At 63.8% G+C, this 23,114-nt stretch carries 26 protein-coding genes and 1 pseudogene; 10 read left to right on the top strand and 17 right to left on the bottom strand.

Translation table 11 applies throughout. The features are described from left to right. Nucleotides 1-3: 3 nt before the first annotated feature. Both PSH66_RS17310 and PSH66_RS17315 read right to left on the bottom strand, forming a co-directional pair. Nucleotides 4-1,401: a NarK family nitrate/nitrite MFS transporter gene (locus PSH66_RS17310; RefSeq protein ID WP_305427309.1), complete on the bottom strand. Its 1,398-nt coding sequence runs from the start codon at nt 1,399-1,401 to the stop codon at nt 4-6. A 2-nt stretch (nt 1,402-1,403) separates the two neighbouring features. Further along, entirely contained in the window at nt 1,404-2,654 is a 1,251-nt protein-coding gene (locus PSH66_RS17315) for a nitrate/nitrite transporter (protein ID WP_305427310.1), read from the bottom strand. Nucleotides 2,655-2,964: 310 nt separating this feature from the next. On the opposite strand from PSH66_RS17315, the gene PSH66_RS17320 reads away from it, so the two are divergent. The 3 genes from PSH66_RS17320 to PSH66_RS17330 all read left to right on the top strand — a co-directional run bounded on the left by PSH66_RS17320 (nt 2,965) and on the right by PSH66_RS17330 (nt 6,306). Beyond that, a complete protein-coding gene (locus tag PSH66_RS17320; protein WP_305427311.1) occupies nt 2,965-4,767 on the top strand; it encodes a HAMP domain-containing protein in 1,803 nt (600 codons plus the stop codon). Continuing rightward, the gene (narL, locus tag PSH66_RS17325; protein ID WP_305427312.1) at nt 4,764-5,411 is read left to right on the top strand and encodes a two-component system response regulator NarL; all 648 of its coding nucleotides are present in this window, start codon (nt 4,764-4,766) and stop codon (nt 5,409-5,411) included. The genes PSH66_RS17320 and narL overlap by 4 nt, the downstream gene beginning before the upstream one ends. Nucleotides 5,412-5,628: 217 nt before the next feature. Further along, nucleotides 5,629-6,306: a Crp/Fnr family transcriptional regulator gene (locus PSH66_RS17330; protein ID WP_003174558.1), complete on the top strand. Its 678-nt coding sequence runs from the start codon at nt 5,629-5,631 to the stop codon at nt 6,304-6,306. Here PSH66_RS17330 and PSH66_RS17335 read toward each other — a convergent pair. The 12 genes from PSH66_RS17335 to PSH66_RS17390 all read right to left on the bottom strand — a co-directional run bounded on the left by PSH66_RS17335 (nt 6,297) and on the right by PSH66_RS17390 (nt 15,913). Then, entirely contained in the window at nt 6,297-6,770 is a 474-nt protein-coding gene (locus tag PSH66_RS17335; RefSeq protein ID WP_003174559.1) for an SCP2 domain-containing protein, read from the bottom strand. The genes PSH66_RS17330 and PSH66_RS17335 overlap by 10 nt on opposite strands. Beyond that, nucleotides 6,764-7,654, bottom strand: coding sequence for a U32 family peptidase (locus tag PSH66_RS17340; protein ID WP_305427313.1), 891 nt, complete (start codon nt 7,652-7,654; stop codon nt 6,764-6,766). Before PSH66_RS17340 ends, PSH66_RS17335 begins: the two co-directional genes overlap by 7 nt. A gap of 10 nt (nt 7,655-7,664) precedes the next feature. Next, nucleotides 7,665-8,660, bottom strand: a complete 996-nt coding sequence (locus PSH66_RS17345) for a peptidase U32 family protein (protein ID WP_078825022.1) — start codon at nt 8,658-8,660, stop codon at nt 7,665-7,667. Between the two features lie 9 nt (nt 8,661-8,669). Beyond that, on the bottom strand, nt 8,670-9,896 hold the full coding sequence (glp, locus tag PSH66_RS17350) for a gephyrin-like molybdotransferase Glp (protein WP_003174562.1): 1,227 nt from the start codon (nt 9,894-9,896) through the stop codon (nt 8,670-8,672). Continuing rightward, nucleotides 9,893-10,447, bottom strand: a complete 555-nt coding sequence (gene moaB, locus PSH66_RS17355) for a molybdenum cofactor biosynthesis protein B (RefSeq protein ID WP_141064724.1) — start codon at nt 10,445-10,447, stop codon at nt 9,893-9,895. The genes glp and moaB overlap by 4 nt, the downstream gene beginning before the upstream one ends. A gap of 84 nt (nt 10,448-10,531) precedes the next feature. Beyond that, the gene (gene pdxH / locus PSH66_RS17360; protein WP_305427314.1) at nt 10,532-11,179 is read right to left on the bottom strand and encodes a pyridoxamine 5'-phosphate oxidase; all 648 of its coding nucleotides are present in this window, start codon (nt 11,177-11,179) and stop codon (nt 10,532-10,534) included. A 99-nt stretch (nt 11,180-11,278) separates the two neighbouring features. After that, nucleotides 11,279-11,698, bottom strand: a complete 420-nt coding sequence (locus tag PSH66_RS17365; protein ID WP_305427315.1) for a hypothetical protein — start codon at nt 11,696-11,698, stop codon at nt 11,279-11,281. Between the two features lie 9 nt (nt 11,699-11,707). Next, the gene (locus PSH66_RS17370) at nt 11,708-12,898 is read right to left on the bottom strand and encodes an NnrS family protein (RefSeq protein ID WP_305427316.1); all 1,191 of its coding nucleotides are present in this window, start codon (nt 12,896-12,898) and stop codon (nt 11,708-11,710) included. A gap of 193 nt (nt 12,899-13,091) precedes the next feature. Further along, a complete protein-coding gene (locus PSH66_RS17375; RefSeq protein ID WP_305427317.1) occupies nt 13,092-14,357 on the bottom strand; it encodes a coproporphyrinogen III oxidase in 1,266 nt (421 codons plus the stop codon). A 77-nt stretch (nt 14,358-14,434) separates the two neighbouring features. Beyond that, nucleotides 14,435-14,878 carry a hypothetical protein gene (locus PSH66_RS17380; RefSeq protein WP_305427318.1) on the bottom strand — a complete coding sequence of 148 codons (444 nt, stop codon included), beginning with the start codon at nt 14,876-14,878 and terminating at the stop codon, nt 14,435-14,437. Between the two features lie 67 nt (nt 14,879-14,945). Then, complete coding sequence (locus PSH66_RS17385; protein ID WP_305427319.1) at nt 14,946-15,467, bottom strand: putative natural product biosynthesis protein; 522 nt, start codon at nt 15,465-15,467, stop codon at nt 14,946-14,948. A 62-nt stretch (nt 15,468-15,529) separates the two neighbouring features. Further along, nucleotides 15,530-15,913: a DUF2946 domain-containing protein gene (locus tag PSH66_RS17390; protein ID WP_003174592.1), complete on the bottom strand. Its 384-nt coding sequence runs from the start codon at nt 15,911-15,913 to the stop codon at nt 15,530-15,532. A gap of 181 nt (nt 15,914-16,094) precedes the next feature. Between PSH66_RS17390 and PSH66_RS17395 the strand changes: the two genes are divergently transcribed. Then, the gene (locus PSH66_RS17395; RefSeq protein ID WP_003174593.1) at nt 16,095-16,700 is read left to right on the top strand and encodes an SCO family protein; all 606 of its coding nucleotides are present in this window, start codon (nt 16,095-16,097) and stop codon (nt 16,698-16,700) included. Further along, nucleotides 16,700-17,167, top strand: a complete 468-nt coding sequence (locus PSH66_RS17400) for a copper chaperone PCu(A)C (RefSeq protein ID WP_003174594.1) — start codon at nt 16,700-16,702, stop codon at nt 17,165-17,167. The genes PSH66_RS17395 and PSH66_RS17400 overlap by 1 nt, the downstream gene beginning before the upstream one ends. 40 nt (nt 17,168-17,207) lie before the next feature. Here the strand turns inward: PSH66_RS17400 and PSH66_RS17405 are convergent, their stop codons facing one another. Next, the gene (locus PSH66_RS17405) at nt 17,208-17,537 is read right to left on the bottom strand and encodes a DHCW motif cupin fold protein (RefSeq protein ID WP_305427320.1); all 330 of its coding nucleotides are present in this window, start codon (nt 17,535-17,537) and stop codon (nt 17,208-17,210) included. A 140-nt stretch (nt 17,538-17,677) separates the two neighbouring features. Between PSH66_RS17405 and PSH66_RS17410 the strand changes: the two are divergent. Beyond that, nucleotides 17,678-17,788, top strand: a pseudogene (locus tag PSH66_RS17410) (HIT family protein); the annotation flags it as partial. 77 nt (nt 17,789-17,865) lie between these two features. On the opposite strand, the gene PSH66_RS17415 reads toward PSH66_RS17410, so the two are convergent. Beyond that, a complete protein-coding gene (locus tag PSH66_RS17415; protein WP_003174596.1) occupies nt 17,866-18,336 on the bottom strand; it encodes a GNAT family N-acetyltransferase in 471 nt (156 codons plus the stop codon). Nucleotides 18,337-18,819: 483 nt separating this feature from the next. Here PSH66_RS17415 and PSH66_RS17420 point away from each other — a divergent pair, with 483 nt between their 5' ends. Next, on the top strand, nt 18,820-19,311 hold the full coding sequence (locus PSH66_RS17420) for a GNAT family N-acetyltransferase (protein WP_305427321.1): 492 nt from the start codon (nt 18,820-18,822) through the stop codon (nt 19,309-19,311). A 17-nt stretch (nt 19,312-19,328) separates the two neighbouring features. Next, a complete protein-coding gene (locus PSH66_RS17425; RefSeq protein WP_078825036.1) occupies nt 19,329-19,754 on the top strand; it encodes an N-acetyltransferase in 426 nt (141 codons plus the stop codon). Nucleotides 19,755-19,811: 57 nt separating this feature from the next. On the opposite strand, the gene PSH66_RS17430 is transcribed toward PSH66_RS17425, so the two are convergent. Then, nucleotides 19,812-21,023 carry a YgcG family protein gene (locus PSH66_RS17430; protein ID WP_305427322.1) on the bottom strand — a complete coding sequence of 404 codons (1,212 nt, stop codon included), beginning with the start codon at nt 21,021-21,023 and terminating at the stop codon, nt 19,812-19,814. Nucleotides 21,024-21,152: 129 nt separating this feature from the next. On the opposite strand from PSH66_RS17430, the gene PSH66_RS17435 reads away from it, so the two are divergent. Beyond that, a complete protein-coding gene (locus PSH66_RS17435; RefSeq protein WP_305427323.1) occupies nt 21,153-21,968 on the top strand; it encodes an alpha/beta fold hydrolase in 816 nt (271 codons plus the stop codon). Next, entirely contained in the window at nt 21,958-23,100 is a 1,143-nt protein-coding gene (locus PSH66_RS17440; protein WP_141064742.1) for a PAS domain-containing sensor histidine kinase, read from the top strand. Before PSH66_RS17435 ends, PSH66_RS17440 begins: the two co-directional genes overlap by 11 nt. Nucleotides 23,101-23,114: the final 14 nt, after the last annotated feature.

Here is a 23,114-nt window from a genome sequence, read left to right on the forward strand (position 1 = left end):
CGATCAGCAGGGTGTGGCGCAGCCTTTGCGGGCGTACCACCACCAGGTCACGACGATGCAGCTCAGGTAGAAACCGACAAACATGTAGAAGGCCATGGCAGGGCTGCCGGTGGCGGCCATGGACGTGCCGAAGGACTTGGGAATGAAGAACGCGCCGAACGCGCCCATGGCCGAGCTGAAGCCCAGCACGGCGGCGGATTCCTTGCCGGCGTCTTTGAGGGCTTGTTCGCGCACCGCCGCCGGTTTGCCGGCGCTGGCTTTTTCATGCTGGGTACGGAAGATCACCGGGATCATGCGGAAGGTGGAACCGTTGCCCACGCCGGTGGTGATGAACAGCAGCATGAACATGCCGAGGAAGCCGTAGAAGCTGCCGCCCTGCCCGTTCTGCGGCAGAAAGTGCAGCACGCCGAAGACCATCGCGATCATCAGCACGAAGTTCCACAAGGTCACCCGCGCACCGCCGAGCTTGTCCGCCAGCCAGCCGCCCAACGGGCGTACCAGCGCACCGACCAGCGGGCCGAGGAAGGCGAATTTGAGTGCAACCACGTCGGGAAACGAGGTCTTGATCAGCAGCGGAAAGGCCGCCGAGAAGCCGATGAACGAACCGAAGGTTGCCAGGTACAACCAGCACATCAGCCAGTTGTGCTTGCGCTTGAAGATCACCGCCTGCTCGCTGAACGATGCACGCGCGCTGGACAGGTCATTCATGCCGAACCAGGCCGCCACGGTGACGGCGAGAATGAACGGCACCCAGATAAACCCGGCGTTCTGCAACCAGAGTTGACTGCCATCCGGCAAGGTCTGCGGTTGCCCACCCATCAGGCCGAACACGCCGAACGTGATCACCAGCGGCACGCAGAACTGCATCACCGACACGCCCAGGTTACCCAGGCCGGCATTCAGGCCCAGCGCGGTGCCTTGCTGCGACTTGGGGTAGAAGAAGCTGATATTGGACATGCTCGAGGCGAAGTTGCCGCCGCCGAGACCGCAGAGCAAGGCGATCAGCACGAAAACGCTGTACGGGGTGTTGGGGTCTTGCACCGCGAAGCCCATCCACAGCGACGGCAGCAGCAAGGACGCGGTGCTCAGCGCCGTCCAGCGGCGCCCGCCGAAGATCGGCACCATGAACGAGTAGAACACCCGCAAGGTGGCGCCGGACAATCCCGGCAGCGCGGCCAGCCAGAACAGTTGGTCGGTGGTGAAGGTAAAGCCGATGGCGTTGAGGCGCACGATCACCGTGCTCCAGACCATCCATACGGCGAAGGCCAGCAGCAGCGCGGGAATCGAGATCCACAGGTTGCGGGTCGCGGTCTTCTTGCCGCTGGCGCCCCAGAACGCCGGGTCTTCAGGGCGCCAGTCGTGGATCACCGGGCCCGAGCCGGGCTTTTGTGCGATGGACATGATTATTCTCCTTGAAGAGAGGGCTTGCCGAGCAACGGCTGTTTGCGAACTTCGCTGAGGTACATCCAGGTCAGGGACACCCAGACCACGCCGTACATCAACATGAAGCAGGAGGAGCGCACGCCGGTGAGGTCCACCAGGGCGCCGAACAGGATCGGCAGCACAAAGCCGCCCAGGCCACCGGCCAGGCCGACGATGCCGGACACCGCGCCCATGTTCTGTGGGTAGTCATTGGCGATGTACTTGAACACCGAGGCCTTGCCGAACGCGAAGGCGATGCCCATCACAAACAGCAGCACGGTGAATAGCGTGGCGTTGAGGCCGATGTGAAAGTCGAGGGGACCGTTGACGGTCTGCACCTGCAATTGGGTCTGCGGGTAGCTGAGCAGGAACAGGCAGATCCAGCTCACCCACAGCACCCACCAGGTCACGCTCTGGGCGCCCCAGCGGTCGGACATCCAGCCGCCCACCGCGCGCAGCACACCACCGGGCAGGGAGAAACACGCGGCCAGCAGCGCGGCGCTTTGCAGGCTGAAACCGTATTCCTGCACGTAGTACTTGGTCATCCACAGCGCCAGGGCCACATAGCCGCCGAACACAATCGAGTAGTACTGGCAGTAGCGCCACACGGCCGGGTCCTTGAGGCACAGCAACTGCTGGCGCAGGCTGGCACCGCCGGCGCTGCGGTGGGTTTTGTCTTCGCTGGTGAGAAACCAGAACAACAACGCGGTGATAAACAGGATCGCGCCAAACATCTTGGGCACCAGGTGCCAGGTGCCCAGGGCGATCAGCGCCGGGGCGAGAAACTTGGTCACCGCGGCCCCGGCATTGCCGGCGCCGAACACGCCCATGGCAAAGCCCTGGTTCTCTTTGTCGAACCACTTGGCGACATAGGCGATGCCCACCGAAAACGAGCCGCCGGCCAGGCCGACAAACAACCCCAGCACCAGGAACTGCCAATAGGCGGTGGCGTAGGTGATCAGGTACAACGGCAGCACGCAGGCAAGCATCAACAGGAAGAACACGATGCGCCCGCCGAAGCGGTCGGTGAGCAGCCCCAGGGGCAGACGCACCAGTGAGCCAGTCAGCACCGGGGTGGCGGCCAGCAGGCCGAACTGGGTTTCGTTGAGTTGCAGCAGCTCTTTGATCGGCACGCCCAGCACGGCGAACATCATCCAGACCATAAAGCAGACGGTGAACGCCAAGGTGCTCATGCCCAGCACCAGGCCTTGTCTCACACGGGGTTGAGTCACGGTATGCGCTCCAGAAAGTGATTCCATGAGCGCAGGTTAGGGGCGGCCCCCCCGTGGAACTTGACCCAGATCAACGTCGACCCTGGGGGTATGGGGCTATGCTGGCCCCGTCTACCTCCAAGGAGGTAGACGCAACAACAAGAGAAAGCCTTTATTTATCAATGGATTGATCTCTTGTGCCGGCTTTTATCCGTGGGAGGGTGCGCCGGCAATTCTTTAGAGGTAGGACGCCAGGGAAGGCTGTGTTCAGCCCCTTTTCCCGTGCCTGGTGCAACCATGCTGCTTTGCTGCCTCCTTCGATTACGCCGCCATGTTTGACTGGCTGCGCAGCTCCCTGCCCGCCCGCGCCGGCCTGGCGGTTATCCTGATCGCTGTCCTCGCCCTGGCCAGTTCCTTGAGCGCAGGTTTGATCGCCTGGTTCAGCCAGGGTGATGCCGCCGCGATCAACACCGCCGGTTCCGTGCGCATGGAGACCTACCACCTCAGCTGGAAGCTCGCCGCCGGTGCACCGGCTGACGAAATTGACGCCATCACCCAAAGCCTGCAAGGCCGCCTGGACAGCCAATCCCTCAAGGCGGTGCTCGAAGACGGACCGCGCGGCGCACTGTTGCAGAGTTACCAACAAATCCAGCAACGCTGGCACGACGAGTTGCGCCCGGCCCTGACACGCGGTGACAGCCTGTTGTTCCAAGCCAACGCACCGGCCTTCGTCGAACAACTCAACCGTTTCGTCAGCCTGTTGCAGCAACACAGCGAACAGAAACAGAGCTGGCAGCAAGGCATTCAGGGCCTGGCGCTGTTCAGCACCCTGATCATCCTGCTGCTGGGCCTGTATGAATTGCAGTACGGGGTGGTCAGCCCCCTGGAAGAACTGGTGCACGCCACCCGGCGCTTTCGTGACGGCGACTTCCAGACCCGCGTCAACCATCGTTCCGAGGACGAACTGGGGCAACTGGCCCTGAGTTTCAATGCCATGGCCGAGACCATCGAGGCTTCCCACCGCACCCTGGAAAGCCAGGTGCAACTCAAGACCCTCAACCTGCAACAAGCCAACGCCGCCCTCGAATTGCTCTACCAGAGCAGCCGCAGCCTGGCCACGCGCCTGGCCAACGCCGAAGGCCTCGATGAACTGATCCGGCGCTTCCAGACACGCCTGCCGGGGCTGCGCCTGTCGCTGTGCCTGCAAGGTCACTTCCTCGCGCCGGCCCAGCAGATGCTTGCCCTGCACGGCGGCGACAGCCGCAACGTGTGCGCCATCGGCGATTGCGCCAGTTGCCAGAAACACAAAGTCGCGCCACCCCAGGTGTTCAGCATCAGTAACCAGGGCTCGGAACTGGGCGAACTCAAGGCCCACTTCATCGACGGTCATGCGCCTCAGGCCTGGGAGCAACAACTGATCCAGGCCCTGGCCAACCTGATCGGCACCTCGCTGTCGCTCAAGCGCCAACGCGAGCAGGACCACCGCCTGCTGCTGCTCGACGAACGCACCATCATCGCCCGCGAACTGCACGACTCCCTGGCCCAGGCGCTGTCCTACATGAAACTGCAAGTGAGCCGCATGCAAACCCTGATCCGCCGTGGCGAACCGGTGGAAACCCTGGCCACCGTCACCGGCGAACTGCGCGATGGCCTGAACAACGCCTATCGCCAACTGCGCGAATTGCTCACCACCTTCCGCCTGCAGATCAACGACGCCGGGCTCGTGCGGGAACTGTCGGACACCGCCGAAGAATTCTCCCGACGCGGCGAGTTCCAGGTGCACCTGCATGTGGATGCCCTGGCCTTCCAACTGTCGGCCAGCGAACAGATCCACCTGTTGCAGATCACCCGCGAGGCCTTGTCCAACTGCCTGCGCCACGCCCATGCCCAGAACGCCTGGCTGCAACTGCGCCAGGTCGGCGAAACCGTGAGCCTGAGCATAGAAGACGACGGTCGCGGCTTCAGCGGCGACATCGATCGGCGCGAACACCACGGCCTGACCATCATGGACGAACGCGCCCGCAGCCTGCGCGGCGACCTCGACATCAGCCCCCGCGAGCCCCAGGGCACCCGCGTGCACCTGCGTTTCCAGCCGGAATTTCTCGGCCACTCCCTACAAGGCACCGCCTCATGAACACCGCCATGCGCCACCGTATCCTGCTGGTCGACGATCACCCGATGATGCGCCGCGGCATGCGCCAGATCCTCGAACTGGAAGACGACCTGCAGGTGGTCGGCGAAGCCGGTAACGGCCAGGAAGCCCTCGACCGGATCGATGCCGTGCAACCGGACCTGATCCTGCTGGACAACAACATGCCGCACATGAACGGCCTGGAAACCCTGCGCCGCCTGCGCGCCATGCACTACGGCGGCAAGGTATTGCTGTTTACCGTGTCCGACGCCGAGGACGACATCCGCGACGCGTTGCGCCTGGATGCCAATGGCTACCTGCTCAAGGATATGGAGCCGGAGTTGGTGGTGGAATTCATCCGTGATGCGCTACGGGGCGCGCTGGTGATCAGCCCTGGGCTGACCCGTGTGCTGGCGCAGGCCTTGCGTTCACCGCAGCCTCATGCGGCGGTGGAATTGACTGAACGCGAGCGTCAGGTGTTGAAGACGATTGCCGGGGGGTACAGCAACAAGGTGATCGGACATAAGCTGGGGATTACGGAGGGCACGGTGAAGGTGCATGTGAAGAATCTGCTGCATAAGCTGGGGTTGCGATCGCGGGTGGAAGCGGCGGTTTGGGCGATGGAGCATTTGCGGCAGGTGGGGTGACGGGGGTATCAAAAATGTGGGAGGGGGCCTGCTCCCGATGGCAGTGGGTCAGCAACAGATACATTCACTGACACTCCCTCATCGGAGAAGTCGAATCGTCGCACCGCCCCTCCCACACTGGAACTGCGTTTGTAGACCAATCCCCCCAAGAGGTACTCCCACGGAGGCATATCCCCAGGCATCGGCCACGCCCTACCATGCCGGCAACGGAGGCCCCATGCTAACCCACCCGCACATCGTCCTGACCCTACGCCGTCACCCATTGTTCAGCCAACTCCCGGAAAAAACCTTCCAGGATGTCTGCACCCTGGCCAACCTCAAGCGCCTGCCCGGTCACACCCCGCTGATGCATCAGGGCGACGCCGCCGAGCGGTTTTTCCTGTTGGTCAGCGGCCAGATCAAACTGCACCGCGTGACGGGTGAGGGCCAGGAACACCTGGTGGAAATCATCCAACCCGGCCAGACGTTCGCCGAGGCGCTGCTGTTCACCCAGGCCAAGGCCTACCCGGTGAGCGCCACCGCGCTCAAGGACAGTGTGCTGGTGAGCGTCGCCGGCGAACACTATCGCCGTGCTCTGGAAGATCAACCGAAAATCTGCCTGGCAATCCTGGCCGGCATGAGTATCCACCTGCACCAACGGCTGCAGGACATCGACACCCTGACTCTGGCCAACGCCAGCCGGCGGGTGATCAATTTTCTGTTCCAGGAGCGCGATAGCCGCAGTGGCGACGTATTGCTGCAAGTGCCCAAGCGCCTGGTGGCGTCGAAGCTGGGGATCCAGCCGGAGACGTTTTCGCGGATTCTGCACCGGCTGGTGGAAGGCGGCTTGATCGAGGTGCAACGGCGCACGATTCGCATCGTGCGCGAAGACGCGCTGAGGGCGTATCAGGCCTGAGTGGCCAGCCCACGCCCTGCCCGCTCCAGGTTTCGCCACAGCCACCCCGGCAATACGTCGGGGTCCAGGCTGTCGATCAGGTTTTTCAGCCCCAGCCCCAACTCGGTATCCCCCTCGATCACCAACCGCCGCCGAAAGAACAAGGTGTCCGGATCTTCCTGCCGACTGGCCAGCAACAGAAACTCGCGCCAGTTGCCGCTGATGCTCACCTGGGCGTCGGCCTGTTGAGCAATACGCAAGCCGTCGCGCGCCAACGTCAGGTACCAGCACAACCCCAGGTCGGGAATGCGCAGACACATCCAGCGCCCGCGCAGCAGGTCGAAACCGCCGTCACGCAGCGGTTCGGCCAGGCAGCGGTTGAGGGCCTGTTGCAAGGCCAGGCGCTGCACGCGAAAGGGAACGCGGCGCACCAGCGGTAACAGGCGATCGGCACTCTTGAGCAACCACTGTTTGCGACTCAACACAGGCCTGCCTCCTCGACCCGCAACATGCCGGCCTGGCCGTGCCAGTAGCCGTTGCAGCCGTCGACGAACAGCGGCGGCATGGCGCCCTGGCGCACCTGATCGAACGCGCGCACCACCTCGACCATACCTTCGGCCCGTGGGCTCAGGCGCAACAGGTCGGCGCCACCGTTGACCAGCGCGGGATAGTCCGCGAGCAGGTTGGTGACGTCGGCCGACATCGTCTGGATCCCGTTCAGGGTGAACAACGCTTGCCCTTCCTGGCTGGTCAGGGCCATGCCGTCGGGGTAGTTGAGGCAGCAGAACTGGCAGTCGTCCTTGGGCCGGTTTTCGGCGCGGGCGGTAAAGCAGCGCGCCGAGTACGCCAGAGGCAAGTGACCGTAGGCGAAGATTTCCACCTCGGGCAATGCGCGGCCGAGTTCACGCACCTGTTGCAGCACATCGACGATCAACGCCTGGGAGCATTCCACCGGCGGCACCCAGCGCTGCATGCCCGCATCGAGCAACTGCACCAGGGCGTGGCCGTTATACAGGTTGAGCGCCGGGCCGCCGACAAAGGGCAACTTGCGCTCGATCAACATCTGCACCGCACCCATGTCGTTGGCCTCCACCAGCAGTTCGCCGTTGTCGCACAGGCGGCGCAGGCTCGACAGTTCGGAGGCGGCTTCGATCAGCGTGAGGCTCGACAACACGATCTGCGCCTGGCTGCCGGCCTGCAATTCACGCCCCAGGCCCAACCATTGATCCAGCGACAGTGCACGGCGTTTGGCGCACACGGTTTCGCCCAGGTAAATCACGTCCAGAGGCAAGTCGGCCATGTCGGCATAGAAGCGCCCCAGGTATTGCTTGTCCCAATAAAACAGCACCGGTCCCAGGCTGAGTTTCATCTGTGTCTCCTCACTGCCATGCACGATGGTAGGCGCCGAGCGTGGTCTGGCTGCCTTCGGATAACCCCGCCAGCACCTGGCGCCATTGGTCCTTGACCACAAAGCTGGCCGGCGCGCTGCGGTGGGCGTCCAGCGCCGCGCGCCAGACTCGGGTGACTTGTTCCACATAGGCCGGGCTGCGTTGCCGGCCTTCGATTTTCACCGCCGCCACGCCGATGGCGCTGAGTTCCGGCAGCAGGTCCAGGGTGTCGAGGCTGGTGGGTTCTTCCAGCGCATGGAAGCGCTTGCCGCCCACCAGGAAGCGGCCTTTGCATAAGGTCGGGTAGCCGGCGGGTTCATCGGGGGTGTAGCGGTCGATCAGCACCTCACTGAGGCGTGCGCTCAGGCCGTCGGCGTCGTCGCTCCAGCGCACCGCCTTGGCCGGCGAGCACACGCCGCACAGGTTGGGCGACTCGCCGGTGATGTAGGAAGACAAATGGCAACGCCCCTCGGCCATGATGCACAGGCTGCCAAAGCCGAACACTTCGATCGGCACCGGGCTGCTCGCCGCCACTTGTTTGACCTGGGCCAGGGACAGCACACGCGGCAACACCGCACGGCGAATGGCATAGCGCTCGGCGTAGAATTTGAGCGCCGCCGCGTGAGTGGCCGAGCCCTGCACCGACAGGTGCAACGCCATCTGCGGATGCCGGCGACTGGCGTAGTCGAGTACGCCGGGGTCGGCGGCGATCAGGGCATCCACGCCGTGGTCCGCCGCGCGGTCGACGGCGCGTTGCCAGCGTGCCCAGATCTTCGGTTGCGGGTAGGTGTTGACCGCCACGTACAGCTTGCGCTGGTGCTGGCGAATAAACGCGACGGCACCGTCGAACTGTTTGTCGTCCATGTTCAGCCCGGCAAAATGCCGGGCATTGGTGTCATCGCGAAACCCCACGTACACCGCATCGGCACCTTGGCGCACGGCGGCTTTGAGGGCGGGCAAGTTACCTGCCGGGCAGACCAGTTGCATGAGTGCTCCTTATTCAAAATCGGCAAACGACAAAAACGCCACCGGCGCGCCCTTGGGCACCTGCTGCTCACGCTCGATGATCACCAGGCCATCGGCCCAACAGGCGGCCATGAGCATTGCCGAGCTTTGCTGGGGATGCAGGATGGCGCGCAGTTGCCCGTCCACGCCGGGCCTTAGGCGGGCGCGCAGGTATTGGCGGCGCTTGTTGGGCTTGAGCCACTCGAAACCGGCCACCACGTTGATCGGCACCGGCAGCACCCGCTCGGCACCTTGGGCACGCAGCAAGAACGCACGCACCACCACCAGCGCCGTGACCAGGGCGGCAGTCGGGTTGCCGGGCAGGCCAATCCAGGGTTTGCCCGCCACGTTGCCAAAGGCCAGGGGCTTGCCGGGCTGGATCGCCAGGCGCCACACATCCACTTTGCCCAGTGCCTGGATCGCCTGTTTGAGGTGGTCCTCCTCGCCCACCGACACACCGCCAGTGGTCAGCAGCACGTCGCACTCGGAAGACGCCAGTGCCAGCGCGTCGCGGCTGGCCGCCAGGGCGTCGGCCATCACGCCGTAGTCGTGCACTTGCACGCCCCAGCCACGCAGCAACGCGGCGACCAGATGGCGGTTGCTGTTGTAGATCTGTCCCGGCGCCAGCGGTTCGCCAGGCTCGCGCAGCTCATCGCCGCTACTGAGCAGGCACACCCGCAGTGGCCGGTAGACCTTGACCCGCGGGATGCCCGCCGCTGCCAACAGGCCGATTTCCTGAGCGCGCAGGCGCTTGCCGGCGCTCAACACGCGCTGACCGCGCTGCAGCTCTTCACCGCGCTTGCGCACGTGTTCGCCCAGGCGCAACGGCGGGCACCAGATACGCTGGCCGTACACGCGGCAGCGCTCCTGGGGCACCACACTGTCGGCGCCGGACGGCAGGGGCGCACCGGTAAAAATCCGCACGCATTGCCCAGCCTGCAACGGCACGTCGCTGCTGTGCCCGGCGGCGATCCGCCCCGCCAATACCAGGTAGCCGCCCTGCTCCGGCACATCGAAGGCGCGCAGGGCGTAGCCGTCCATGGCGCTGTTGTCCCAGCCCGGCAGATCGAGGGGCGAGAACACCTCTTCGGCGGTCACCCGGCCAAGGGCCTCGCCCAGGGCAACCACCTCGGTGGACGGTGGCGGTGGCGCCTGGGCCAGCAGTTGTTCGATGGCCACGTCCACCGGCAGCAGCTCGCCGCTGTCACACACGCTCATGACCGTGCCTCGCAGGCGCCGAGCACGTGATCAGGCTGCGGCTTGAGGTGCGGCACGAAATTGCACGGGCCGGTGCGACTGTCCAACTGGCTGAGCAGTATCTGGTCCCACGCGGTGCGACAGGCGCCGGGCGAACCGGGCATGCAACACACCAGCACGCCGTTGCTGACGCCGGCCAGCGCCCGCGATTGCAGGGTCGATATGCCGATTTCGGCCAGGGACACCTGACGGAACAGCTCGCCAAAGCCGTCCACCTGTTTGTCCAGCAACGGCAGTACGGCCTGGGGGGTGTTGTCGCGGGCGGTGAAGCCGGTGCCACCGGTCATCAGCACCACCTGGACCTCGGGGTCGGCGATCCACAGGGAAACCTGCGCGCGGATCTGGTAGATATCGTCAATCACCAGGCCCCGGTCCACCAGCACATGCCCGGCGCCCTGCAAACGGTCCACCAGGGTCTGGCCGGAGGTATCCGTGTCGAGGCTGCGGGTGTCGCTGATGGTGAGTACGGCGATGTTCAGTGGCACGAAATGCCGTTGTTTCAAATGGGCCATGATCCAGGCTCCAAACGTCAGGAAAGTGGTGGTCAGCCTGCGCCGCAATGGGCGCAGGGCCTATTCCTCGGAGGAGGTATGCCGTTAGGGGGCCAGCCGCGTGCGCTGCCATTGACCGTCGTGCAGGCGATAGTCGAGACGGTCATGCAGGCGGTCGGGGCGGCCCTGCCAGAATTCGATGCGCTGCGGTTGCAGGCAGTAGCCGCCCCAGTGTTCGGGCCGTGGCGGTTGGCGACCGGCGAAGCGTTCGGTGACCTCGCGCAAGCGGCTTTCCAGTTCGCTGCGATGGCCCAGGGGCTGGCTTTGCGGCGAGGCCCAGGCGCCCAGTTGGCTGGCGGTGGGACGGGCATCGAAATAGTCGTCCGACAGTTGGGCCTGCGCGCGCACCACCGGGCCTTCGATGCGCACCTGACGCTCCAGACCCGGCCAGAAAAACGTCATGGCCGCATGGGGATTGCTCGCCAGTTCCTCGCCCTTGGCGCTTTGATAATGGCCAAAGAAGAAAAAGCCGTCGGCGCTGAAGCCCTTGAGCAAGAGGATGCGGCAATGGGCATGCCCGTCACGGTCGACCGTGGCCAGGGCCATGCTGTTGGCCTCGGCCGGCGGCACTTCGGTCTTGCGCGCCTGGTCGAGCCACTGGCCGAACAGCACCACGGGATCGTCCTGCGTCAGATCGTCCCTCAAGCCATACAGGGTGTAGTTGCGGCGCAATTGCGCAAGAGACAGGGGCATGGCGCGGTCCTCCAGAAAGTTCGCCACAGTGTGGGAACTACCGCCGCGTTATCCCTTGACCGCGATCAACATTCGTCCGCGGCATGACGCCGCACAGCCCTACCACAGCGACTTGGCCAGGATCACGATCAGCACCATGTGCGCCAGGATGCTGCGCCGGATCCACATCGCCCGCGTGGGGCTCAGGCGTTTGTGGGTCAGCCAGTACGCCAGCAGCAAGTAGTGGCCGATGATGCTCAGGGCCAGGCTGATTTTCAGGCTCAACAGCAGCGCGAATCGCCCGGTCCACGGCATGCCCCAGTAATGCCAGGCCAGGCCGATGCCCGCGCCGTACAGCAGCACCACCACGCCATGCAGCACCTGGCGCGAACGCCGCGCAATTGCGTGCTCGGCGGTGAACTGCGCCGACCAGGCCAGTTCCTGCCGGGCGCTGTGCCAGATCACCACTTCAAAAAACAGCGTGCCGATAAAGGCGATGGCCGCCAGCAGATGCACGATCAATAACCACGAATACAGCATCGGTTTCTCCTAGCCGGGGTGCCCATCGACGCGCGACTGCAGCAGCATCGGCCCGTAGCGCCACAGGTACAGCCCGAGCCCGACGAACCAGCACAGCCCGGCCAGCCACAACGCCGCCACCGGCCACACCAGCACCAGCAACACTCGGCACACACAGGCCAGGTTCAGCAGCGCAAAGGCCAGGGTCATCCCGCCCGGCGGCTGCAAGGGGCGGCCGGTATGGCCCAGGCTGACCCGCGCGATCATCGCCAGGATCAAGCCGCCCATGGCGCCCACGGTGAGCGCATGCACTGCCAGGCTCGGGTTGAGCGGCGCACCGAAGTGCCACAGCGCCATGCCCAGGCAGGCCAGTGCCAGCCAGGCATACGCCAGGTGCAACGACCACAGCAGCGGCACGCGCCACAGGCCGCGGTCATGCCAGCGCACCAGGCGCAGCAGATGGCCGATACCAAGGGCCGCAAACAACGCGCCGAGCCACAGGCTGGGGGACGCGGCCAACCCGCAGGCATAGGCCAACGCCACCAGGATCGAACCGCCGAGCAATATACGGTCCAGCCACGGCCAGGGCTTGACCGCTTCGACCCGACCCAACCCACGCTGGGTGAAAAACGGAATCACACGGCCACCGATCAGGCCCATCATCGCCGCCACCAGCCACAAACCGGTAAGCACCGACTGGCGCTGCCAGCCTTCGTCCTGGCGCAACAGCCCGTACAGCGAAATGCCATCCGCCACGGCCAGCAGCACCAACACCAGCACAATCGGGTAGTTGCGCTGCTGCCGCACCTGCCACAGTGTCCAACCCATCACCCCGGCCACGGCCAGTGGGAAGCTCAACTCCAACAGCGCCAGCACTGGCCAGGGCAGGTTCAGCAACCAGCCCAGTCGCGCCGCCAGCCACAGGGCGGCCAGCCCCGCCAACGGCGCTCCGCTGAGACCGGGCCGACCGGTCCAGGTCTGCACGGCCGTGAGCAGGAACCCGGCGATGATCGCCACGCCAAAGCCGAACAGCAGCTCATGGCGGTGCCAGGCCAGCCAGCCGCCGGCCGGTTGCCAACTGCCGGTGGCGCCTCCCAGGGCCAGCAGCCACAGGGGAACGGCCAGCGCCGCCAACAGGCATGCACCGAGGAAAAATGGCCGGAAGGCCAGGCGAAACAACGGGGTAATCGCCATGGCCTTGCGTCGATCAAGCACTTGCATAACACGGTCTCCCTTCAGGACTGCGACGATTTTGCGCCGATGCGCGCGCACTCCCCTTGTCTTGGATCAAGTCACACAGCGGCGCGAGCATTTACGCTTGCGTCTGCACGTTTACCGTCACCTGGAGCCCTCATGAAAAACGCCTGTGTCCCCCTCGCGTTATCTGCGATACAGCTTGAACGAGCCCCTACGTTTAAATGCCATGCAGCGCGGCAAACACCGCGCACAACTCATCCACCTGCCGGCGCCCGGCCGGCAGTACACAGAGGAACTGCGCCGACAGTTCGATCAGGCCCTCACGGTCCCACTGTTCCAGCACCGGCCAGATGGCCGCGAAATACCGGCTGAAGATCAGCCCGTAACGCCGCTCGATCGCCTGGATATCCAATTCCAGGTCACACGCCAGGCGCTCCACCACGTGATCGCGCAACGCGTCGCCGGTTTCACGCTGCCAGCCTTGGCAGGTGGCGAGTTGGCCGTTGTTCAGGGCCTGGGCGTAGGGGCGTTCGGCGCTGGTGTTTTGCGCGCACAAGGTGTCGATCTGGCTGATGGCGCCCAGGCCCAGCCCAATGTGATCGCAATACCCGTGCAGGCTGAACCCTTCGCAGGTACGGCTGAGCCGACCGCGTTCCTGGGCCTGGGTGAGGTCGTCGTCGCCACGGGCAAATTGGCCGAGGCCGATGTAGTGGTAGCCCGCTGCGTCGAGGTGCTCGAAGGCCATCTGGCGCATGGCGGTTTTATCCGCCTCGGCGCCCAGCGTCTGAAGCGGCTGAGCAAGGTAACGGCTGGGTGGCTGGGCATAATCGAACACGTGCAGGCGGTCCGGCTCCAGGGCGATCAGGCTGGCCAGCTTCAACTCGAAACTGGCGAGGGTCTGCCAGGCGCTGCCGTAGCCCAGGTCGACACTGACCGAGCGGAAATCGAACGTCCGCGCCGCATCGATCAGCGACTGGATCGGTGCCGGGTTGCGGAAATCGGCCTGGGCATCCTCGGCGCGGGCGTCGGGCACGCCGATGCAGACGCGGTTAAAGCCCAGCTCACGCAGCAGGCCCACAGCGGCCCAATCAGTGTGGCGCGGGTCTAGATCGATGCCGTAGTCGCCGCGGCCGTGCTCAAGGAAATTGAAGCGCTCGCGCAGAGCCGTCATCAGCGCCTGCACAGCGTCAATCGGCGCTGCCCCGCGCCACTGCAGATAGTCCAGCGGCTGGCGACGGCCCAGGTGACAACCGACCAGTTGGATTTCCTGGGCCAGGCTGCGGCGGTACATATCGCTTGGAGGGCTGGCGGGCCAGTACAGGGTCAGGGCCAGCGGGCGTTGGCATTGGCGGCTGGCGCGCAGGGCACGCAGCACATCGAGGGAGCCGACACCGGCGTGGAACCTGCGCCTGTCGGCGTGCCCGTTGAGGTCCAGCACGCCCTGGGCGTGGCCTGCGCGAGCGCGTGGAATGACGGTGTGCATGACGGGCTCCGGAGCAGGCGACGATGAGCCATTGTCCGGTGCGACGCCACGGCCCACCTTGATGTGCATCAAGGGCTTTACCAGGTGAGGTAGAACATGCTCTTGGCCAACAGCACAATCGCGATCATGTGGCCGAACAGGCTCAGGTGCACCAGACGGATATAGCGCGCGGTGACGGTGCCCCAGCGCATCCTTGCCATGGTCAGCAAAAAATGCGCGAGCACACTGGCGGCCAGGGTCAGCTTGAGGGCCAGCAAGGTGCCGAAGGACGAAGCCAAAGGCGCGGCGAGCACCAGCAGGTAACGCAACCAGACCATGCCGAGCCCCGCGCCGAACAGCACCAGCAACACCCAGGGCATCAGCACCCGCGCCCGACGACCGACGCCCTGCTCCACCAACACCATGACGCGGATCGGCAAGTGCCGGTGCAAATGCCCGAGGATCAACACCTCGAAAAACACCGTACCGATAAAGATCAGCGCAGCGAACAGGTGGGCCAGAAGAAATAACAGGTAAAGCATGATGGCCTCGCAGGTCGCGCCGGGCCTCCAGTGTGATGGCCTGGGCAAGCGCGCACCTTGATGCCGATCAAGGCACCGGCAACCAACCGCTGAAACCACCGTGCGCCGTCAGCGGGCACCAGGCGAAGTCTTCCGCCGAGGGCGGCAACGCCCGCTGTTCGGCATTGCTGGGAGGCGCAGTTTTCCAATCGAACACCCTAAACTCTTTCCAGGCGAGCACCACGCCCCGGGCCGGGCTGACATCGGTGTTGACCCAACACGCAGCAGCGGCGGCCATCAAGGCTTCGATGGGCTCGGCGTCGATCCGCGCGCGATAGGGCGAGCCCAGCAGCCATCGGCAGACGTTCAGGTGGTAGGTCCAGTCCTGCGCCGGCCGGTTGCGATAGGCCCAGGTCATGAAGCTGCGAAACAGGTTCAGGCCTTCGGGCGGGTCAAGCTTGAGCAAGGCCGGGCAGATGTCGAACAGGCTGTGCCAGTACGGCAACAGACGTGCATCCAGGTGCACAAAACTCCGGGCATTGCTGGGGTATTCGGACCGCGCAGGTTCCGCGCGCGGGCGACTGGCGCCTGCAGGCAATTGATGGTTCATGAAACGCACTCACAGTCGTGACGATAGAACGCCTCCAGGTCACAGGAGGCCCATGGCACACGTCAGACGGTGGGGGAAGCGCGGGGGTTGGCCGAGGGCCAGGCGTAACGCGGCGGCGCCTTGTTGCGCTGTTCATGGGCCGGGCGTGGGGCTTGCCCCAGGCCCAGCAGCCAGGCCAGGCCGATCAGGAACACCAGGGCGACCGTCACGCCGGCGCACACTGGGCAGGCAAAGTAGTTCGAAATGTTGCTGGAAGCCGCGTCGTTTAACCCTTTGTCGGAAAGTGGCGCCTGTTGGCCGCTTACCGAACAGAACGCCCCACCGATCCCGTTGAGCTGCTGGCCCATCATCCGGCCATGGCCCAAACCGCACACGAACAGGTTCATCAGCACGCAGAAGTACAGGGTCCAGGCGATCAGCGAACGGTCGGGATGGCTCAAATTCATGGCGGCGACTCTACCACCGAAGCCGCAAAGTGACGAAACGCAGCGCGCCCCTGTGGCAGAACGTCGCAGATTACGCGCACAGGCCTGGGTTGGTAGACTGGGCGCCCTCCTCGTTTACTCCTTTTCAAAGCCTGATGTGTAGACCCAGAGCAATGCAGGCGCTTCACAGGACGCACCGTTGATGAGTACGTTATTCACCCGCCGCAAGGTCCTCACCGGCATGAGCCTGTTGGGCCTGGGCCTGCTGGCCGGTTGTGACAACAGCCCCAGATTGAACTTCAAGTACGGCAAGGACTTGAGCGACAAGATCATGGGCCGCACCTTCAAGCTCAAGAACACCGAGGGTGATACCGTCACCCTCAGTTCCTACCGTGGCCTGATGCCGGTGGTGTTCTTCGGTTTCACCCAGTGCCCGGCGGTGTGTCCCACCACGCTGGCCCGCGCCGCCCAGGCCAAGAAGCTGATGGGCCGTGACGGCGAGATCATGCAGGTGATCTTTATCACCCTGGACCCGGAGCGCGACACGCCGGAAATTCTCGACAAGTACGTCAAGGCCTTCGACCCCAGCTTCGAAGCGCTCTACGGCACCCCGGAAGAAATCGCCGTGGCCGCCAAGGAGTTCGGGATCTTCTATGAAAAGATCCCCGCCGGTGACACCTACACCCTGTCCCACACCGCCACCAGTTTTGTCTTCGACACCCGTGGCAACCTGCGCCTGGGCCTGCAGGCGTCCCTTACCGCTAAAGAGTGCGCAGAAGACCTGCTCACCGTCATGGAGGTCTGCTAATGACTGCCGTTCAACACCTCAAGCGTTTCACCTTAAGCCTCGCCCTGCTGGGTTTCGCCGTGCACGCCAGCGCCCAGGTGCAAGTGACCGACGCCTGGGTACGCGCCTCGGTGCCGGGCCAGCCATCCAGCGGCGCGTTCATGACCGTCACCGCCGACAGCGACAGCAAGTTACTGCGTGTGGCGTCGCCGGTGGCCAAGGACGTGCAGATCCATGAAATGAGCATGAAGGACGACGTAATGCGCATGGGCCCGGTGGACGCGGTGGCCCTGCCGGCCGGCAAAGCGGTCAAGCTCGACCCGAACGGTTACCACGTGATGCTGATGGGCCTGACCGGGCAGATCAAGGAAGGCGACCAGGTACCGCTGACCCTGACCGTGGAAAATGCCAAGGGCGAAAAGCAGACCGTTGACGTGACCGCAACGGCGCGGGGTCTGGATGGCATGGACCACAGCAAGATGCACTGACACACAGCGGTTAAAATGTGGGAGGGCCGCATCCAGTCCCTCAATCCACAATAAACAACTTCGCCCCAACGCTCGTCGATGAGCGATGCGCCTCCATGTCATTGCCCACCTGGTAACTCATCCCGGCCGTCAGCGTGAACTGGCGGCCGTCTTCCAATTCAGTGTGCAATTCGCCTTCCAGGCACAGCAACACATGCCCGCGCGTGCACCAGTGATCGGCCAGGTAGCCTGGGGTGTATTCCACCATGCGTACACGGGTGGTGCCGAATTGGCAGGTTCTCCATGAAGCACTGCCGGTTACGCCTGGGTGAAGTTCGGGGTCGACGGTGGACCAGTCGGTGATGCCAAACGGGACAGCGGTGAGTTCCATGGATTACTCGGTCGTCAGTTAACGTGGCGTGAGGCTAGCCACCTGACGGCGAGCGCGATAGACACAGATGGCTTGGTTTTGTGGGATACAGCCGAGCATGCTTGTTATCCTGTCGACCTTGCTCCCAAGGACGCGTGCTGATGCAGATCGACCCCGCCTATATCCTGCTTGAGACCGAGCACTGGCAGCTCAATCATCACCTGACCACGAAACTGCCGGGTTACCTGATGCTGGGCGCCAAGGCGCCGATTATGCGCCACCGCTATCGCGGCCTCGCCAAAGCTCGAACGCGCGCAACGGTAGGCTCCTGCGTCGCTGAAAGAGTACGTCACGCACTTAGCCGCTTAACCATCGGTATGCACGCCAACGCCAACCCCGATGGCGCACGGTAAATAGCCTGCCGCTCCCCCGCATATCCACACGCTCGATAAAAGCTCGCGGCATTCAATGTCGCATCCAGCACCACTTCTTTTATCTCCAATGCCCGTGCAACGTCTTCGAGGTGGTCAAGCATAGCCTTGCCATACCCGCGCCCGATGAACTGCGGCAGTACGAACAACGCGCCCACTTCGTTATTGGCCAGGTCGAGCATGCCGGTGGCGACGGGTTCATCGTTTACCCAACCCAGGTAAAAGGGTTTATCCATCAGCGCGCTGTAGCCATCGTCGGCGCAGCCTCGGGTCCATAGCGTCATTTGCTCAGCGGTGTAGGCGCCGATGCATTGGCCGCGTATGGCTTCGCGGCGGATGTTGAAAGCAGCGTCGGCATCCTCGAGTCTGGCGCGTTTTATTTTCAGCAAGGGATCCTTCCTTCATGCAGTTGCGTTGCCCGCTCAAGTGGGTGCAGCGAGGGCCGGGATGTTCATACTAACGCGATCCTCAAAATGGGCGCAGTTCGCCAGTAGCTCAGTTACATCCTCTCGGTTGCGCCTCGGCGGAGGGCACTTTTATAGTTCGCCCGGCGCCGATCCTGGTCAGCGACAGGGTTTCACAGCCCTACAAAATAGAATCAACCTGCACAGTCTCAGACCCTCAGGCGGAGCCCGCCCGCGTCTTGCTTTATGGCGGCTGTGCGTGGGAGACCTTCGGGTCTGCCGGGGGTGATTCTTCCTGGTCTGCGAACCCGCGCACAGTTGCCACCCAGACTGTTTCGCAGCAGCAAGGTGGCTGTTCTTTTTGCCCAGAATAGAATCGAACCTTATGACTAATGAGCACGACAAGAACTGTACGGAGTCTGTACCGCCGCTATGATGTGGCCTTTCGCCCAACACTCAGGAACCCGCATGCCCGTCCTCACCCTGCGCAACGCCCTCCCCGCCGACGCCGCCCGTTGCTTTGAAATCGAAACCACTGCCTACGAAGGTGACGAAGCCGCGACCCTGGAAAAAATCGCCACGCGCATCGTGCAGTACCCGCAAGGCTTTCTGATCCTGGAAGCCGACGGCGAGGTGGTGGGTTTTATCAACAGCGGTTGCGCCCATGAGGTGGTGATGTCGGATGAGGCGTTCAAGGAGCTGGTGGGCCATGCGTCCGATGCACCAAACGTGGTGATCATGTCGGTGGTGGTCGACCCCGCGCACCAGGGCAACGGCTACGCCAAGCAACTGATGAGCGAATTTGTGCAACGCATGCAGGCGATGGGCAAGGGCACGATTCACTTGATGTGCAAGGCACGGCATGTGCCGTTGTACGAACGTATGGGCTACACCTATGTGCGACCTTCACCCTCGGATCATGGCGGCATGGCGTGGCATGAGATGGTGATGGCGTTCTAACAGACAGGGAGTTCGTAATGACCGCACCTCGCATCGAAATCAGCGACCAAGCCAACCCCGACGCCGAGCACATGCTTGGCAGCGGCCTGGCCGCTTTCAACGAAGATGTCACCGGCTATAACGACCGTCTGCCGCTCACGGTATTGCTCAAGGATCCCGAGACCCGGCAGGTCATCGGCGGCATCACCGGCAAAACCACCTTGGGCATGGCCTTTCTCGATCTGTTCCACTTGCCCGATACACTGCGCGGCACAGGCCTGGGCAGCCGGTTGCTGCAAGCCTTTGAGGACGAAGCCCGGCGCCGGGGTTGCCTGAACGCCGTGCTGTACACCATCAGCTTCCAGGCGCCGGGGTTTTACGAGAAGAACGGCTGGGTGCGGTTTGGGGAAATACCCTGTGCGCCAGAGGGCAGCAGCCGGGTGTTTATGTCCAAGCGGCTGTAACTGGGAGCGCTTCGCGCGCGAACGGGTGCAAGCTCTCTCGCCACGAAAAGCGCGTTACTACCAGCTCCCCGAAGCCCCGCCGCCACCGCTGGAACCACCACCGCCGGAAGAGCTGTCGGAGCTGCTGGAACTGGAACTTGAATCCGAGCTTGAGCTTGAATCCGAATCCGAACTCGACCCCGATCCGCCGCTGGTCTTGATGAAGATGAACAGTGCCGCAAACGACGCAATGGGAAATGCAAACAGCCAGCCGTTGCGTCCAAGGTCCATCAGCGTGCCCGCCGCTACATACACCGCCACCGCCGCCAGCAACCGCGCGATAACGCCCGCGCGGCTTTGCTGCCATGCCGCCCTCATGACTGCCAACAGCACCAGGTACAACCCCAGCACCACCAACGCGCCCAGCGGGTACGCCAGCCAATGGATGAAATTGACCTCGGCGTACTGATGATTCACCAAGACCAGGCCCAGGATGTAGGCCAGCAATCCGATGACGCAATAAAACACCGCACGTGCCAGCCACAATGCACCGAACGTCGCGCCGCCGATCAGCATGACCAGCGGCATCACCAGCAGGCACATCAGCCACTCGCGGCCACCGCCAAAAACCGCCAGCAACAGCGTGACCGCCACGGCGGCAACCAAGGCACGGCGCCAATGCAGCTTGCCGGCGGCCAGCAGCACACCGCCGATGGCGCCTGCGACAAATGCAAGCAGCATCGCGATGATCTGGGGGTTAACCCCAGGTTCGGCGACTTCGGGCAAGTCGCCGCCGTCCACCAGCACGACCAAGTCATTGACGCCCTGGCTGATGCCGCCCGCATAGTCGCCCTGACGAAACGCCGGCTTGATGCGTTCTTCAATGATGCGGTGGGACAGCAGGTCGGTGACGGTGCCTTCCAGGCCATAGCCCACTTCGATGCGCACCTTGCGATCATCCTTGGCCACCAGCAGCAGGATGCCGTCGTTGACGTCCTTGCGCCCCAGTTTCCAGGCGCGGAACAGTTGGTTGGTGTAATCCTCGAGGCTGGCGTCGCCGATGGTGGGTATCAGCAACACGGCCACTTGCGCGCCTTTGCGTTGTTCGAGGGCGGCGAGTTGCGCTTTCAGACGAGTGGTGGTGCTGGCATCGAGCGTACCGGTAAGGTCGATCACCCGTTGGTCGAGGGCTACCCCAATCGGCGAAGTGTCGGCCTGGGCCACACTTAACAGGCTGGCGCACGCCAGCACCAGCAGACTCAAGACGGATTGCCGCAACCACCGCATCATGTTTGTTACCTGAAGTTTCTTCCTGAAGGCGCCGACTGTAACCTATCAGCGCTATAACGCGTGACCCAAAGCGGTCGGCTATTTAAACTGCCTCACATCCAGCAATACGCCATCACTTTCGAGATCCCCATGGACTTACGCCACCGCAATAACGTCAACGTGATGGGCAACGGGACCTCGACCCTGGTGTTTTCCCATGGCTTTGGCTGCAACCAGGCCATGTGGAATGACCTGGCGCCACCGTTCAAAGACCGTTTTCGGGTGGTCATGTACGACCTGGTGGGCGCCGGTCTTTCCGACCTCAATGCCTTCGACAAAGCCAAGTACGGCGCGCTGGACGGTTATGCCCGCGACCTTAACGAGATCATCGACGCCTACGCCGAAGGCCCGGTGATCCTGGTGGGGCACTCGGTCAGCGCGATGATCGGCGTCCTTGCCGACCGCCTGGCGCCGGGACGTATCGCGGCGCATGTAATGATCGGCCCATCGCCGCGCTATATCGATGCCGAGGGTTACGTGGGCGGGTTCAAGCGCAGTGACATCGACGACCTGCTCGACACCCTCGACGGCAATTACCTGGGCTGGTCCAGCGCTATGGCCCCGGTCATCATGGGCGCGCCTGATCAGCCCGCGCTGGGCGCGGAGCTGACCGCCAGTTTCTGCCGCACCGAACCGGACATCGCCAAGCAGTTCGCGCGGGTAACCTTCCTGTCGGACAACCGCCAGGACGTGATCGGCCTGGCCACGAAGGTGTTGATCCTGCAGTCGAGCGACGACCTGATCGCCCCCATCGAAGTGGGTGAATACCTGCACCGTGTGCTGCCCAACAGCACCTATTGCCTGGTGGAGAACGTCGGGCATTGCCCGCACATGAGCGCGCCGCAAGCCTGTGCAGCAGCCATGGACACCTTCCTCGCGCCCTGGATGGACGCCCGTGTCAGCTGAATTGTTCGACAGCGCCGCCTGCGCCCTGGCGGTCACCGCCGAAGACGGCACGATCCTCCAGGCGAATGCGCGCTTCAGTGATTGGCTGGGCTTGAGCCTCACCGAACTGTGCAGCCGGCGCTTCCAGGAGTTGCTGACCATGGGCGGACGGATCTTCCACCAGACCCACCTGGCGCCCATGCTGCGCATGCACGGCAGCGTCACCGAAGTGAAGCTGGACATGCTGCACCGCGACGGGCACAAGGTCACCGTGCTGCTCAACGGCAACAGGCGCGAGCAGGCCGACGCCGTGGTGTACGACCTGGCGCTGTTCGGCACCACCGACCGCGACAAGTACGAGCGCGAACTGCTCAACGCACGCCACTTGGCCGAGGCGCTGCTGCAGGAAAAAACCGCCGCCGAAGTCGCACTGCATCAGGCCCAGGCCGAGCTGAAAGAGGCCTATGTCATCTCCCAGCGCCGCGCGCTGTTTGCCGAGCAGATGGTGGCGATTGTCAGCCATGACTTGAAGAACCCGCTCACGGCCATCCGCATGGCCTCGGACTTTCTCAGTCGTGGCGAGCGTACCGCCAAGGAGCGCCAGTTACTCGGGCATATCGGCCAGTCGTCCGAGCGCGCCCAGCGCATGATCGCCGACCTGCTGGACTTCACCCAGGCGCGGGTCGGCCAGGGCATCACCATCAAGGCCGCACCGTTGGCACTGCATGAGGTGATTCATCAAGCGGTGGACGAACTGCGCGTGGCCTTCCCCAAGGCGACACTGGTGCATCAGGCCGAAGGCCAGGGCGACGCCTGCCTGGACGCCGACCGCGTGCAGCAGATCATCGGCAACCTGGTGGCCAACAGCGTCGCCTATGGCGACCTGCAACGGCCGATCACCATCACCTCGCGCCTGGGCGCTGGCACTTGCGAGGTGGCCGTGCACAACTACGGCGCGGTGATTCCCGAAGCGCTGCTGGCCGTGCTGTTCGAACCCATGACCCGTGGCACCGACCAGGGCAGCGACGTGCGCAGTGTGGGACTGGGCCTGTATATCGTGCGCGAATTGGCCAAGGTGCATGGCGGCGATGTGGCGGTGCGGTCCTGTGCCACGGGCGGCACCACGTTTACGGTCACGTTTCAGGGCAGGTAGGCGTTACCCTGCCC

Origin of the sequence: Pseudomonas sp. FP597 (genome assembly GCF_030687435.1) — a bacterium.
Classification (GTDB): domain Bacteria; phylum Pseudomonadota; class Gammaproteobacteria; order Pseudomonadales; family Pseudomonadaceae; genus Aquipseudomonas; species Aquipseudomonas lactucae.